The sequence below is a fragment of the Sphingomonas leidyi genome (genome assembly GCF_011761945.1).
Lineage (GTDB): Bacteria > Pseudomonadota > Alphaproteobacteria > Sphingomonadales > Sphingomonadaceae > Sphingomonas > Sphingomonas leidyi.
Window position 1 is genome coordinate 1,784,415 of record NZ_JAASQV010000001.1, and the last position, 12,870, is coordinate 1,797,284.

Here is a 12,870-nt window from a genome sequence, read left to right on the forward strand (position 1 = left end):
TTTCAGGGACCTGTTCCCGCTCGGAGAGTCTCGACGATGTTCCTCAGCCTGCTGCTTCTGGCCCATGCCGCTGCCGGCCAGACCGCCGATCCCGCCGCGCCCGCGCGCGCCGGCCAGTATCAGTGCGTCCTGCCCAACCGGGAGAAGAAGACGTGCCTCGGCACCACCAGCTACAAGATCGCCGGCAGCAGCTATGAAGCGACCACCCGCCTGTTCCTTGCCCCCACGCCGCTGATCACGATGGAACTGCACACCCGCGGCACGGTGACGGACGGCAAGTTCTGCGAGACGGTGAAACTCGCCGATTTCCAGGCGGGAACGGTGCTGGTGAACGGCGCGCCGGCCGACGCGGCAACCGCGACCGCGGTGAAGAGCCAGCTCGCCGCCGTCGTCGCCGCGCTCGACGGCAAGGCCAGCTGCTCCGCAATCAAGCCCGCCGAGGACGGCCTGCTGCTCAACGAGCTCAGCATCGATGGCGCCGTCCGCGCCGATCTCAGCCAGAAGTTCGTCTGGGTGAGCGAGAAGGACGGCTACGGCCTGGGAATGTGACGATGATCGCGCCTCTCCTCCTGCTCGCCGCCGTCGCACCGATGCCCGGCTCCGACGCCCTCGCCCCGGCCCGCGCCGGAAAGATCCGCTGCATCGGCCCGGACACGCACGCCCGCACCTGCGCCACCATGGTCCGCTACACGGTGCACGAGGACGACCGCTTCGAAGCGGTGGTCACTGGCGTCGTCTCCACCGAGCCGACCATCCTGATCGAATATCAAACCTCGGGCCGGGTCGAGGACGGCGCCGTCTGCTCGACCGTCCGGCCGGTCGACTTCGCGTCCGGCAGGCTCAGCAAGGACGGCGCACCGCTCGCGCCGGCGGTGGAGACTTCGGTCCGCGAGCGACTGATGCTCGCGCTCCAGCCCCTTGCCGGCAAGAAGCGCTGCTATCGCGACAAGGTCGATGGCGACGGGATCGTATCCGACATCACGATCGACGGGCTTGTCCGCGCCGATATGAACCAGCGTGCCCTGTGGGTCTCGCCCGAGGATGGCTGGGCGCCGGGCATGTGACCGGCACCCCGCGGCGGTTCAGGCCGCCGCGGTCGCCTCGGCCAGTGCGGCCTTGACTGCGTCGAGCGCGGCCGCGCCCTTGTCGCCGTCCGGGCCGCCGCCCTGGGCCATGTCGGGCCGGCCGCCGCCGCCCTGCCCGCCCAGCACCGCCACGGCAACCTTGACCAGGTCGACCGCGCCAACCTGCGAAGCGAGATCGTCGGTGACGCCGACTGCGACCGTGGCCTTGCCTTCGGTAACCGCCACCAGCGCGACCACGGCCGATCCCAGGCGCTTCTTCTGGTCGTCCACCAATCCGCGCAATGCCTTGGGCTCCAGCCCCTGGATCACCTGCCCCCAGAACGGCACGCCTGCGACCGTCTCGACACTGGTGCCGGCGCCGGCCGGCTGCACACCGTCGCCGCTGCTCGCGCCACCGCCCAGCGCCAGCGCCTTCTTCGCCTCGGCCAGCTCGCGCTCGAGCTTGCGCCGCTCCTCGACCAGCGCCGCCACGCGCGCCGGCACTTCGTCGGGGCTGGCCTTGAGCGTCGCCGCAGTCTCGCGCAGCCGTTCGTCGCGCGCATTCAGCCATAGCCGCGCGCCCTCGCCGGTCAGCGCCTCGATGCGGCGCACGCCCGAGGAGACCGCGCTCTCCGAGACGATCTTGAAGATCGCGATGTCGCCGGTGGCATTGACGTGGGTGCCGCCGCACAGTTCGACCGAATAGGACGCATCATCGCCCAGCCCCATCGAGAGCACACGGACTTCGTCACCATATTTCTCGCCGAACAGCGCCATCGCGCCGGCGGCGATCGCGTCGTCCGGCGTCATCAGCCGGGTCTCGACCGCGCCGTTATGGCGGATCTGCGCGTTCACATCGGCCTCGATGTCCGCGAGCTCGTCGGTGGTCAGTGCCGAGGGATGCGAGAAGTCGAAACGCAGCCGGTCCGGCGCGACCAGGCTGCCCTTCTGCGTCACATGCCCGCCGAGCCGCTTGCGCAGCGCCGCGTGCAGCAGGTGCGTCGCCGAATGGTTGGCGCGCACGCGGTCGCGGCGATCGGCGTCGACCGTCAGGTGCACGGCATCGCCCACCGCGATCTCGCCCTTCTCGATCTTGGCATGATGCGCATGCAGGCGCCCGAGCGGCTTGGACGTGTCGTCCACCGCCGCGCTCGCCTTGTCGTTCCAGATCACGCCGGCATCGCCCATCTGGCCGCCGCTCTCGGCATAGAAGGGCGTCTGGTTGGTGAGGATGGTCACCATGTCGCCGGCGCCGGCCTTCTCCACCTTCGCGCCGTCCTTGACGATCGCCAGTACCTGGCCTTCGCCCTGGGTGCCGGCATAGCCGGTGAATTCGGTGCCGCCCAGCTCGTCGGCCAGGTCGTACCACAGCTCTTCCGAAGCCTTCTCGCCCGAACCCTTCCACGCGGCACGCGCGGCATCCTTCTGGCGCTTCATGGCCGCATCGAAGCCGGCACGATCGACCGTCATGCCCTGGCCGCGCAGCGCGTCCTCGGTCAGGTCATAGGGGAAGCCGAACGTGTCGTAGAGCTTGAACGCGGTCTCGCCGGGCAGCACGCCGCCTTCGTTCATGCCGGTCGTCGCCTCATCGAGCAGACGCAGGCCGTTGGCGAGCGTCTGGCGGAAGCGCGTCTCTTCCTGGAGCAAGGTCGCCTCGATCAGCGGCTGGGCGCGGACCAGCTCGGGATAGGCGGCGCCCATCTCGGCAACCAGCGCCGGCACCATGCGGTACATCAGCGGATCCTTGGCGCCGAGCAGGTGCGCGTGGCGCATCGCGCGGCGCATGATGCGGCGGAGCACATAGCCGCGGCCTTCATTGGCCGGCAGCACGCCGTCCGCCACCAGGAAGCCCGAGGAGCGCAGGTGATCGGCGATCACCCGGTGGCTCGCCTGGTTCTCGCCGCTGGTCGAAGCGCCGGTCAGCGCGCCCGATTCGGCAATCAGTGCCTTGAACGTGTCGGTATCGTAATTGTCGTGGACGCCCTGCAGCACCGCGGCGACGCGCTCCAGGCCCATGCCCGTGTCGATCGAGGGGCGCGGCAGGTCGCCGATGATCTCGTCATTCTCCTGCACGAACTGCATGAAGACGAGGTTCCAGATCTCGACGAAGCGGTCGCCATCCTCTTCCGGCGATCCCGGAGGACCGCCCCAGATGTGCTCGCCATGATCGTAGAATATCTCCGAGCAGGGCCCGCACGGGCCGTCCGAGCCCATCGCCCAGAAATTGTCCTTGGTCGGGATGCGGATGATCCGCGCCTCGGGCAGCCCGGCGATCTTGCGCCACAGCTCGAAGGCCTGGTCGTCCGTGTGATAGACGGTCGCGGTCAGCCGTTCCGCCGGAATGCCCCACACCTTGGTGAGCAGCGTCCAGGCATGGGTGATCGCCTGTTCCTTGAAATAGTCGCCGAAGGAGAAATTCCCCAGCATTTCAAAGAAAGTATGGTGGCGCGCGGTATAGCCGACATTGTCCAGGTCGTTGTGCTTGCCGCCGGCGCGGACGCATTTCTGCGAGCTGGTCGCAGTCGAATAGGGGCGGCTCTCCAGCCCCGTGAACACGTTCTTGAACGGCACCATGCCCGCGTTCACGAACATCAGGGTCGGATCGTTGTGCGGCACCAGCGGAGCGCTGGGAACGCGGGCATGACCCTGGCCCTCGAAATAGTCGAGGAAGGAACGGCGGATATCGTTGGTGGACGTCATAGGCGCGACTTAGTTGCGACGCGATGTTTCCTCAAGCGAAACACTTCGATCAGGGTGAAAGGTCCCGCAACTGTGGCGCGGACGCCATTATCCTCCAACCGTCAGCCTGAACTTGGCGGCGATCCTCCCCCTTGAGGCGAGCCTCCTCTTCGCCATCCCCGCGAAAGGCCGGGGTGAAGACGAAGGAAGTTGGAATCCCTCGGCCCGCCCGGCCATTTCACCCCATCGGCGCGTCGATCGACCGGGGCGGCTCGCTGAACCATTTCGGCCCGCCATCGGTCATGTGGAAGCAATCTTCGAGCCGCACGCCGAAGCTGCCGGGAATGTAGATGCCCGGTTCGTTGGAGAAGCACATGCCCGGTGCCAGCTTCGTCGCCTCGCCGCGCACCAGGTTGACCGGCTCGTGCCCGTCGAGCCCGATCCCATGCCCGGTGCGATGCGAGAGGCCGGGCAGCTTGTAGTCCGGACCCCAGCCGAGCGAGGCATAATAGCGGCGCACCGCATCGTCGACGCTGCCGGCGGTCGCACCCAGCTTCGCCGCGGCAAAGGCGGTTCGCTGGCCCTGCGCCACCTGGTCCCACACCTTGCGCTGCTCCGCCGTCGCCGCGCCATGCACCCAGGTGCGCGACACGTCGCTCTGATAGCCTTGCACGGTGCAGCCGCAATCCATCAGCACGATCCGGCCCTCGGCCACCGGCGAAGGCACCTTGGTGCCATGCGGATAGGCGGCGCCCTCCCCCACCAGCACCATGCTGAACTCGGGGCTGCCGCCCAGCTTGCGCGTCGCCGCGTCCATCAACGCGGAGACGTCGCGCTGGCTCATCCCCTTCTCGACGCGCGGATGGACCCAGCGATAGGCGGCGATCGTCACATCGGTGGCGAGCTGCATCAGCGCGATCTCGGCCGGCGTCTTGATCATCCGGCAGCCGCGCACCACCGGGTTCGCCGAGACCACCTTCAGCCCGGCCCGCTGCAGGCCGTCGACCGCGAAATAGCGCACCGTCTCCTCGATGCCGACCGGCAGCCGCGCGAGCTTGCGGTCCTTGAGGAAGCCGGCGACCGTCTTCAACGGATCCTCGTCCTCGTTCCACACGCGGACCTCGGCGGGAATCGCCAGTCCCTCGCGGGTGCGCGCTTCCTCGAAGAAGGGCGTCACGATGCACGGCGCGCCCTCGGCCGGCAGCACCACCGCGGTCAGCCGCTCGCTGCGGCCCCAGCGCAGGCCGGTGAAATAGGCCAGCGACGATCCGCCCTCGATCAGCACCGCGCCGATGCCGTTCGCCCGCATCAGCGCCTGCGCCCGGGCGAGCCGCGCGGCGCGCTCCGCATTGTCGATCGGCACGGCGCCCCCGGTGATGTCCTGCAGCGTCGAAAGGTCCGGCTCGGCGGCGCGCAGCACGCCGGGAAGGGCGAGCAGCGGCGCGGCGGCGGCGGCACGGACAAGGGCACGGCGATCGAGGCGCATCGTCATTCTCCGGAAAGAGCGATGCATGCGATAGGGCCCCTTCGCGCGCCGCCGCAATACCCGCTGTGCATAGGGCAGCGCATATCGGCTGGCCGCGCGGGGCTTGACCCGGGGCGCGCAATCCCCTTTGCCTGCGGCCAAAGGATTTTTAGGGGGGCCTCCGTTGGGCAAGCGACTTACCTGGTTCATTTTGGCGGCGCTGCTGCTGGGCGGCCTGCTGGGCTATGCCCTCAACATCTCGCTGTCGGGCACGCCGGAAGGGGCGAAGGCGATCGAGAACTGGGCTTACGGCCTCGACATCCCGACCCAGATGTTCCTCCACCTGATCAAGATGATCATCGCTCCGCTGGTGGTCTCCACGCTGGTGGTGGGCATCGCCCATATGGGCGGCGGCGGCGCGATCGGGCGCGTGGGCCTGAAGGCGTTCTTCTGGTTCGTCTGCGCGAGCCTGGTCTCGCTCACGCTCGGCCTGATCTTCGTCAACCTGCTCCAGCCCGGCGTCGGCCTCAACCTGACGATTCCCGCGGCCACGGCATCGAGCGGCGTCGATCGCTCGAGCTTCGATCTCGCCAAGTTCTTCATCCACATCGTGCCGACCAGCGGCATCGATGCGATGGCGAGCAACGACATCCTCCAGCTCGTCATCTTCTCGCTGTTCTTCGGCGTCGGCCTCGCCGCCATCGGCGAGAAGGGCGCACCGCTCGTCCGCGGGCTCGAGGCGCTGGTGCAGGTGATGCTCACCGTCACCGGCTATGTGATGCTCTTCGCCCCGGTCGCGGTGTTCTGTGCAGTGGCGAAGGCGCTGGCGACCAAGGGCATCGGCGTGGTCGGCGACCTCGCCTTCTTCATGGGCAGCTTCTATCTGGGCCTGTTCGCGCTCTGGGCGACGCTCCTCGGCGCCTGCTTCCTGATCGTCGGCCCGCGCACGCGCACGCTGCTGCGCTACCTGCGCGATCCGATCCTGCTCGGCTTCTCGACCGCCTCGTCCGAGGCGGCCTATCCGCGCACGCTCGACGCGCTCGACCGGTTCGGCGTGCCGCCGCGCATCGCCAGCTTCGTGCTGCCGCTCGGCTATTCGTTCAATCTCGACGGCTCGATGATGTACATGACGTTCGCGTCCATCTTCATCGCCCAGGCCTATGGTATCCATCTCGACTGGATGACGATGATCCAGATGCTGCTGATCCTGATGGTCACCAGCAAGGGCATTGCCGGCGTGCCGCGCGCCAGCCTGGTGGTGATCACCGGCACGCTCAGCCATTTCAACATCCCCGAGGCGGGCGTGCTGCTGATCCTCGCGGTCGACCATTTCCTCGACATGGGCCGCACCGCGACCAATGTGATCGGCAATGCCGTGGCCAGCGTGGTGGTGGCGCGCTGGGAGGGCAAGCTCGACGCGCCGCAACCGATCGAGCCGCTCGTCCCGCCGGTCCAGGGGCCGGCGACCGAGACGGAGAGCTTCCAGGACTATGGCCGCCACTGAGCGCCGGTCCGCGGCGGCACCATCGCCGTTGGACTTTCCCGCGCGAAGATGAAAGTCTCCCCCCGGGGAGACTTTCATGCGCGCCTTGACACGGTTCGGACGGGATTTGCGGCGGCTTGCCGCGATGCTGATGCTCGCCGTGGCGCTGGCCGGCTGCACGCATGTCCAGCTCGCCGCTCCCTATGATGCGGCGACCGATACCGAGCTCGGATCGGTGCTGCAGGACACGACCAGCTTCGTCGCGAAGATGGTGACCAATGCCGGCCAGCCCGCCGGCGCCTATGCCCAGAACACCGACTTCTACGATAATATGGAAGGCCGGTTGGCGCTGCTCGTCGCCCGGGCGCAGGCGAACCGGGTGCTGGACACTTGCCCCTCCACCCAGGCGATGGCCCGGGCGCTGGCGGCCGCGGACCTGCCGCCCGCGGTCGGCGGGAAGATCGGCACCCCGCCCCAGGGCGATTGCGACGTGGTGCTGATGCAGCTGCTCCAGCAGCAATTCCACGATCTGCGCGCCTTCCATCAGGCGGAAGGTGCGCTGGGCATTCCCGCCGCCGCCGTCGGCCCGCTGCTCGACGGCGGGCTGGGCGCCACCCTGCGCGCGGCGATGGCCGTGCAGCGCGCCAAGCAAGTGAACCGATAGGAGAAGGCGATGCAGGTGGACGTGAACGGACTCGTCGACCGGATGACCGTCGCGGGGCGCGGGCTGGCGGGCGGCATCTGGGCAGAGATGGAGAGCTATGCCATCCCCGAGCTCAAGAAGATCGCCATCCAGGTCGAGGCGATCGCCGAGAACCACGCGCAATACACATTGCGGGGCGCCGAGATCCTGTTCGACATGCAGATCCGCGCCGCCGTTTCGGTGATCGTCGCGATGACCAGCATGACGCTGGTGCTGGTGCAGAATGCGATCAACGCGATCGTCGACGCGGTGAAGGACTTCATCAACGCCGCAACCGGCTTCGCCCTGGTCTGACCGCCACCGGCCGGGCGCTGCCGGGCCGGGCCGGGCGGAGAGGTTCAGGCATAGGCATAGGGGCCGCCGGCGGCCAGGGCCGCCTTATAGGCCGGGCGGGCATGGACTTTCTCGATCCACGCCGCGATGTGCGGGCGGCCTTCCGTCGCATTGGCCCGGCTCACCGCGGCTTCGAGCGGAAAGCTCATCATCACGTCGGCGGCGGTGAATTCGGGGCCGGCGAACCAGGGCCGCGCCGCCAGCTCGCCCTCGACATAGTCGAGATGGACGTCGACCATCGGCTGGAACTTCTTCTGCGCCACCTTGCCGAGCAGCGGCACGCGGCTGAGCACCAGCTTGGTGAAGAGCGGCGGCATCAGCGACCCCTCGGCATAATGCAGGAAATGGCGATAGCGCAGCGCGTCCTCGCGATGCCCGGGCATGCCGAGCCGGCCATCGGCCAGCTCGACCAGATACTCCACGATCGCCCCCGTCTCGGCGACGATGTTGCCCGCATGCTCGATCACCGGCGACTTGCCGAGCGGATGGACGCGGCGAAGCTCGAGGGGCGCCAGCATCGTCGCCTTGTCGCGCCGATAGCGGCGGACCTCATAGGGCAGCCCCAGTTCCTCCAGCAGCCAGAGCACGCGCTGCGAGCGGGAATTCTCGAGATGATGGACGATGATCGTCATGCGGCGTCTCCGGCTGGGCGGCGCGGGCGTTGCCGGGCCGATATCGACTTGACGATGGTCCGCCCGCCCTCCGGAGGCAAGGGGCGCCTTGCCCGGTCGAGCGCGGCCGCGATGAGCGCGATCACCGCCGGCGCGTCGAGCAGCGCCACCTCCCTGAGGCAGACATAGCGCCCCAGGCGCCCCTCGCCCTGGAGGAGCCCCTCGGGATCGGGCAATCCGACACCGGGGAGGAAATAGAGCAATAGGTTGCGCGGGTAGACCGCAAGGCTGAACACTGCGTCCGAGGTCTTCCCGCCAGCACCATAGCCGATCGCCAGCGCGTTGTAATTGTCGTAGACCAGCTCGGTCGCGCCCGGCAGCCGTTCGCGCAACACCGCCCGCGCGGCGCGAACACGGTTCGCGATCTCCGGGGTGAAACGCGCGATGAAGCCTTCGAGCTGCGCTTCGGTCGCCGCCACATCGCCGGGATCGGCGGGCATGGTCGTCACGGCACCGCTCCGATCGCTTCGAAACGGACGGCGCGATCCGCCGGGTCGGCATCGACCAGCCGCACGCGCAGCGGCGTCCCCGGCGCGGCGCCGGGTGCGTCGATCCGCGTGACTATGGGCAGGTCGGCGAGTTGCATCCGCGCGCCGCGCACATCCACGTCGGTAACGATCGCCGCGAATTCCTCGCCCTCGCGCCCGGCGAGCATCACCGCTTCGGCCAGGTCGACGACCGCGCGATCGATCTGCCCGCTCACCGCATCGGCACGCCCCATCACCTTGGGCAGCCGCTCGAAGGCCTGGCCGACCACCGGCGGCACGGGCTGGCCCGCCATGACCGCCAGCGCCGCGCGGATGACATAGCGATCGGCCAGCCGCCGAAGCGGCGCGGTGGCATGGACATAGGGCGCCGCGACGGCGGCGTGCCATGGCGACGTTCCCGCGCGCCACGGGGCATAGCTGGCGCCCTGCCCCGCCCGGCGGATCGCGAGCATCAGCGCCGCCTGGTGCGGATCGGCCGGATCCAGGCCGGTACGGAACGCGACGAGCGATTGCGCCTCGGGCCAGGCGATGCCGAGCGCGCGCGCAGTGTTCCGCAGGCGCGATATGGCCGGCGCATCGGGCTCGGCCATCACCCGGAACAGGCCGGTATGATGCGCCTGCAGCAACTCGGCGATGGCCAGATTGGTCGCGAGCGACAAGGCCGCATTGCGGGCCTCCGACGCATGGCGCGCGCGAAAGGCGAGCGCATAGCCGCCATCGGGGCGGCGCACGACTTCCTGCTCGGGCGGATCGACCCTGGCAGCGCCGCGGCGGGCCTCGGCAAGGGCGATACGGCGGGCAAGTTCGGCGAATTGCGGGGGTAGATCCGCATCGCCCGCTGTCTCATAGGCGAGTTTGGCGCGGCTCCTGACCAGCGCCCGTTCCGCCGCTTCCAGCCGGGCCTCGCCATCGGGCGCCACCCGCACCGTGAAGAGCACCGCCGGGCGCGGGCCGTCGGGCAACAGGCTGGCCGCTCCTTCGCTCAGCACCGGCGGATAGAGCCCGGCCTTTCCATCGGGCAGGTACAGCGTCGCGCCGCGCCGCCACGCCTCGCGGTCGATCGGGTCGTCATCGTCGACGAACCAGGCGACATCGGCGATCGCATAGCGCAACAGCAGGTCGCCGCCGCTGGCCTCGATCGCAAAGGCCTGGTCAAGGTCGGTCGAGCTTGCCGGGTCGAGCGTGACCAGGGGAAGCCCGGTCCGATCGACATGCCCTGCCGGCGTGCGCGACGCCGCGGCCTCGGCGGCGGCGATCACGTCCGGAGGAAAGGCGTGCGGAACGTGGAACTGGTCGCGGATGGCGGCAAGGCCGCCAGCCAGCACGCGATCGGGATCGAATACCGCCTTCATCGCCGGCGACTATAGCGCCCGCGACGGATCGGGAAACCGGCATCGCGGGATATCCGCGCCCCTCCGCAGGCGCGGGGAATGGCGAAGGTCGCGCATGCAGGGAATCGCGCGCTCCGCCCGAACGCGAAAGACCCGGCGCGGGGCAACGCGCCGGGTCTTCCCATGGGTCTCAGCCCGTGACCGCCGCCGCACGCATCACGCGCGGGCGCGGCCTGTATGGATCAAAGGTCGTCGTCGCCGTCATCGGCGTCGGGCCCGGTCATCAGGCCTTCGGCAACCTTTTCGGTACGCGCCCGGATCGCGGCCTCGAGGCGCTCGCGCAATTCGCCATTCTCCTTGAGGAAGTTCTTGGCGTTCTCGCGCCCCTGGCCGATGCGAACGCTGTCGTACGAGAACCAGGCGCCCGACTTCTCGACCAGCCCCGCCTTGACGCCGAGATCGAGGATCTCGCCGATCTTGGAGATGCCTTCGCCGTACATGATGTCGAACTCGACCTGCTTGAACGGGGGCGCCACCTTGTTCTTCACCACCTTCACGCGCGTGGTGTTGCCGATGATGTCCTCGCGGTCCTTGATCTGGCCGGTGCGGCGGATGTCGAGGCGGACCGAGGCATAGAATTTCAGCGCATTGCCGCCCGTCGTGGTCTCCGGATTGCCGTACATCACGCCGATTTTCATGCGCAGCTGGTTGATGAAGATCACCATGCAGCGCGAGCGGCTGATCGAGCCGGTCAGCTTGCGCAGCGACTGCGACATCAGCCGCGCCTGAAGCCCGACATGGCTGTCGCCCATCTCGCCCTCGATCTCGGCGCGCGGCACCAGCGCGGCGACCGAATCGACCACCAGCACGTCGATCGCGTTCGAGCGGACCAGCGTATCGGTGATTTCGAGCGCCTGCTCGCCGGTATCGGGCTGCGAGACGATCAGTTCGTCGATATTGACGCCCAGCTTCTTGGCATAGACCGGATCCAGCGCATGCTCCGCATCGACGAACGCCGCGACGCCGCCATTCTTCTGCGCTTCGGCGATCACGTGCAGCGCCAGCGTGGTCTTGCCCGAGCTTTCCGGCCCATAGACTTCGATCACGCGGCCGCGGGGCAATCCGCCCACGCCGAGCGCAATGTCGAGCCCGAGCGACCCGGTCGAGATCGCCTCGACCTGCATCGCCTCCTTGGAGCCGAGCTTCATCGCCGACCCCTTGCCGAATGCGCGGTCGATCTGTGCGAGGGCGGCGTCGAGCGCCTTCTGCTTGTCCGAAGAAATCGCCATGTTGCCGTCAATCACCTTGAGCGAAGCTGCCATTGGAAGTCCCCGTCGCTAGAAGGTTTGGCTTGCGCCTTCAACCTGTGTTGGAGGCCGTGTATCGCGTTTGTTCTCCAAGAACAAGAGCGGAACGGGATTTTTTGTTCCATAATCGTTCCACCTCCCCGCAAGGCCGCGATTGCCCTTCCGTCTCGTGCCCGCTAGCCGGGCGGAATGACCCGCATCGTCGGCCATGTCCGTGCGCTCAACCGCTTTCCAGTCAAGTCGATGGCCGGGGAACGACTCGACGTGGCGGAACTCGACTGGCAGGGAATCGAGGGCGACCGGCAATATGCGTTCGTCCGTGCGGCCAACGGCACGCGCTTTCCCTGGCTCACCGCGCGCGAGGTGCCGGCAATGCTCCTCCACCGGGCTCGCTTCGACGACCCGGCACGGCCCAAGACCAGCGCGGTGACGGTCGAGATGCCCGACGGCACGACGGTCCCGCTCCGCGATCCGCTGCTCAAGGCGCAGCTGGAAGCCGCCGCGGGCGAACCCGCCGCATTGATCCAGGTAGCGCGGGGCATCTATGATTCGATGCCGGTCTCGATCCAGACCAGCGCCGGCCATGCCGCGCTGGAGGCGGCGCATGGCGGCGCGCTCGACATCATGCGCTTCCGGATCAACGTGATCGTGGAGAGCGATGTGCCCGCCGCCGAATGGCGGGGCCGGCGATTGGCGTTCGGCGACGAGGAACACGGCGCGGTGCTGCAATGCGCCGATCCGATCGCGCGCTGCGTGATCGTGACGATCGATCCGGAGACCGGTGCGAAGGCGCCACGCGTGCTGCGCACCGTCGCACAGGACTTCGGCAACAGATACGGCATCTATGCCGGGCCGGCGCGGCCGGGGCTGATCCGGCTCGGGGACCCCGTGCGCCTGATCGACTAGGTCCGCGCTACGGTGCGGCAAAGAAAGAAGGGGAAAGCCTGCGCTCAGTCCGCCGCGACGAGGCTGTCGAGCACCTTTTCGACGCTGTCCATCGTGAACGGCTTGGAGAGCACGGGACGGTCGCGATAGGCTTCCGCGATCATGTCCCCCGCCCCACCGGTGGCGAGCACGAAGGGGATGCCCCGCGCAGCCAGCGCATCGGCGATCGGCCAGCTGGTTTCGCCGCCGCGCAGGTTCACGTCCATGATGGCCGCGTCGATGCCGCCGGCCTCGACCAGCTCGAGGGCCGAGGCGACGCTGTCCGCCGTGCCGGCGACGAGGCGATCGAGCGCATCGAGAAAGTCCTCGAGCATCATCGCAATGAGCGGCTCGTCTTCAACGATCAGGATTTTCTGGGGCCCCGGCATGGCCGCTCCCATCGCAGGAAAATCACGATACGC

Annotated in this window: 13 protein-coding genes; 6 read left to right on the top strand and 7 right to left on the bottom strand. The window is 68.4% G+C overall.

Translation table 11 applies throughout. The features are described 5' to 3' along the window. Positions 1 to 36: 36 nt before the first annotated feature. Together FHR20_RS08565 and FHR20_RS08570 are read left to right on the top strand one after the other, a co-directional pair. Positions 37 to 549 carry a hypothetical protein gene (locus FHR20_RS08565; protein ID WP_167299108.1) on the top strand — a complete coding sequence of 171 codons (513 nt, stop codon included), beginning with the start codon at positions 37 to 39 and terminating at the stop codon, positions 547 to 549. Between the two features lie 2 nt (positions 550 to 551). Further along, positions 552 to 1,064, top strand: coding sequence for a hypothetical protein (locus FHR20_RS08570; protein WP_167299109.1), 513 nt, complete (start codon positions 552 to 554; stop codon positions 1,062 to 1,064). A gap of 18 nt (positions 1,065 to 1,082) precedes the next feature. On the opposite strand, the gene alaS is transcribed toward FHR20_RS08570, so the two are convergent. Beyond that, positions 1,083 to 3,764, bottom strand: a complete 2,682-nt coding sequence (gene alaS, locus FHR20_RS08575; protein WP_167299110.1) for an alanine--tRNA ligase — start codon at positions 3,762 to 3,764, stop codon at positions 1,083 to 1,085. A 217-nt stretch (positions 3,765 to 3,981) separates the two neighbouring features. Further along, the gene (locus tag FHR20_RS08580; protein ID WP_167299111.1) at positions 3,982 to 5,229 is read right to left on the bottom strand and encodes a M24 family metallopeptidase; all 1,248 of its coding nucleotides are present in this window, start codon (positions 5,227 to 5,229) and stop codon (positions 3,982 to 3,984) included. 163 nt (positions 5,230 to 5,392) lie between these two features. On the opposite strand from FHR20_RS08580, the gene FHR20_RS08585 reads away from it, so the two are divergent. The 3 genes from FHR20_RS08585 (at position 5,393) to FHR20_RS08595 (ending at position 7,688) form a co-directional block, all read left to right on the top strand. Further along, on the top strand, positions 5,393 to 6,712 hold the full coding sequence (locus FHR20_RS08585) for a dicarboxylate/amino acid:cation symporter (protein ID WP_167299112.1): 1,320 nt from the start codon (positions 5,393 to 5,395) through the stop codon (positions 6,710 to 6,712). Between the two features lie 76 nt (positions 6,713 to 6,788). Next, positions 6,789 to 7,355, top strand: a complete 567-nt coding sequence (locus FHR20_RS08590; RefSeq protein ID WP_167299113.1) for a hypothetical protein — start codon at positions 6,789 to 6,791, stop codon at positions 7,353 to 7,355. A 9-nt stretch (positions 7,356 to 7,364) separates the two neighbouring features. Then, a complete protein-coding gene (locus FHR20_RS08595; protein WP_167299114.1) occupies positions 7,365 to 7,688 on the top strand; it encodes a hypothetical protein in 324 nt (107 codons plus the stop codon). A gap of 44 nt (positions 7,689 to 7,732) precedes the next feature. Here the strand turns inward: FHR20_RS08595 and FHR20_RS08600 are convergent, their stop codons facing one another. The 4 genes from FHR20_RS08600 to recA form a co-directional block, all read right to left on the bottom strand. Continuing rightward, complete coding sequence (locus FHR20_RS08600; RefSeq protein ID WP_167299115.1) at positions 7,733 to 8,359, bottom strand: glutathione S-transferase family protein; 627 nt, start codon at positions 8,357 to 8,359, stop codon at positions 7,733 to 7,735. Then, positions 8,356 to 8,847 carry a hypothetical protein gene (locus tag FHR20_RS08605; RefSeq protein ID WP_167299116.1) on the bottom strand — a complete coding sequence of 164 codons (492 nt, stop codon included), beginning with the start codon at positions 8,845 to 8,847 and terminating at the stop codon, positions 8,356 to 8,358. The genes FHR20_RS08600 and FHR20_RS08605 overlap by 4 nt, the downstream gene beginning before the upstream one ends. Then, on the bottom strand, positions 8,844 to 10,238 hold the full coding sequence (locus FHR20_RS08610; RefSeq protein ID WP_167299117.1) for an RNB domain-containing ribonuclease: 1,395 nt from the start codon (positions 10,236 to 10,238) through the stop codon (positions 8,844 to 8,846). The genes FHR20_RS08605 and FHR20_RS08610 overlap by 4 nt, the downstream gene beginning before the upstream one ends. A 221-nt stretch (positions 10,239 to 10,459) precedes the next feature. Next, a complete protein-coding gene (gene recA, locus FHR20_RS08615; protein WP_167299118.1) occupies positions 10,460 to 11,539 on the bottom strand; it encodes a recombinase RecA in 1,080 nt (359 codons plus the stop codon). Positions 11,540 to 11,713: 174 nt separating this feature from the next. Between recA and FHR20_RS08620 the strand changes: the two genes are divergently transcribed. Next, complete coding sequence (locus FHR20_RS08620) at positions 11,714 to 12,430, top strand: MOSC domain-containing protein (protein ID WP_167299119.1); 717 nt, start codon at positions 11,714 to 11,716, stop codon at positions 12,428 to 12,430. A gap of 44 nt (positions 12,431 to 12,474) precedes the next feature. Here FHR20_RS08620 and FHR20_RS08625 read toward each other — a convergent pair whose 3' ends face one another. Then, positions 12,475 to 12,837, bottom strand: coding sequence for a response regulator (locus FHR20_RS08625; protein ID WP_167299120.1), 363 nt, complete (start codon positions 12,835 to 12,837; stop codon positions 12,475 to 12,477). Positions 12,838 to 12,870 lie beyond the last annotated feature (33 nt).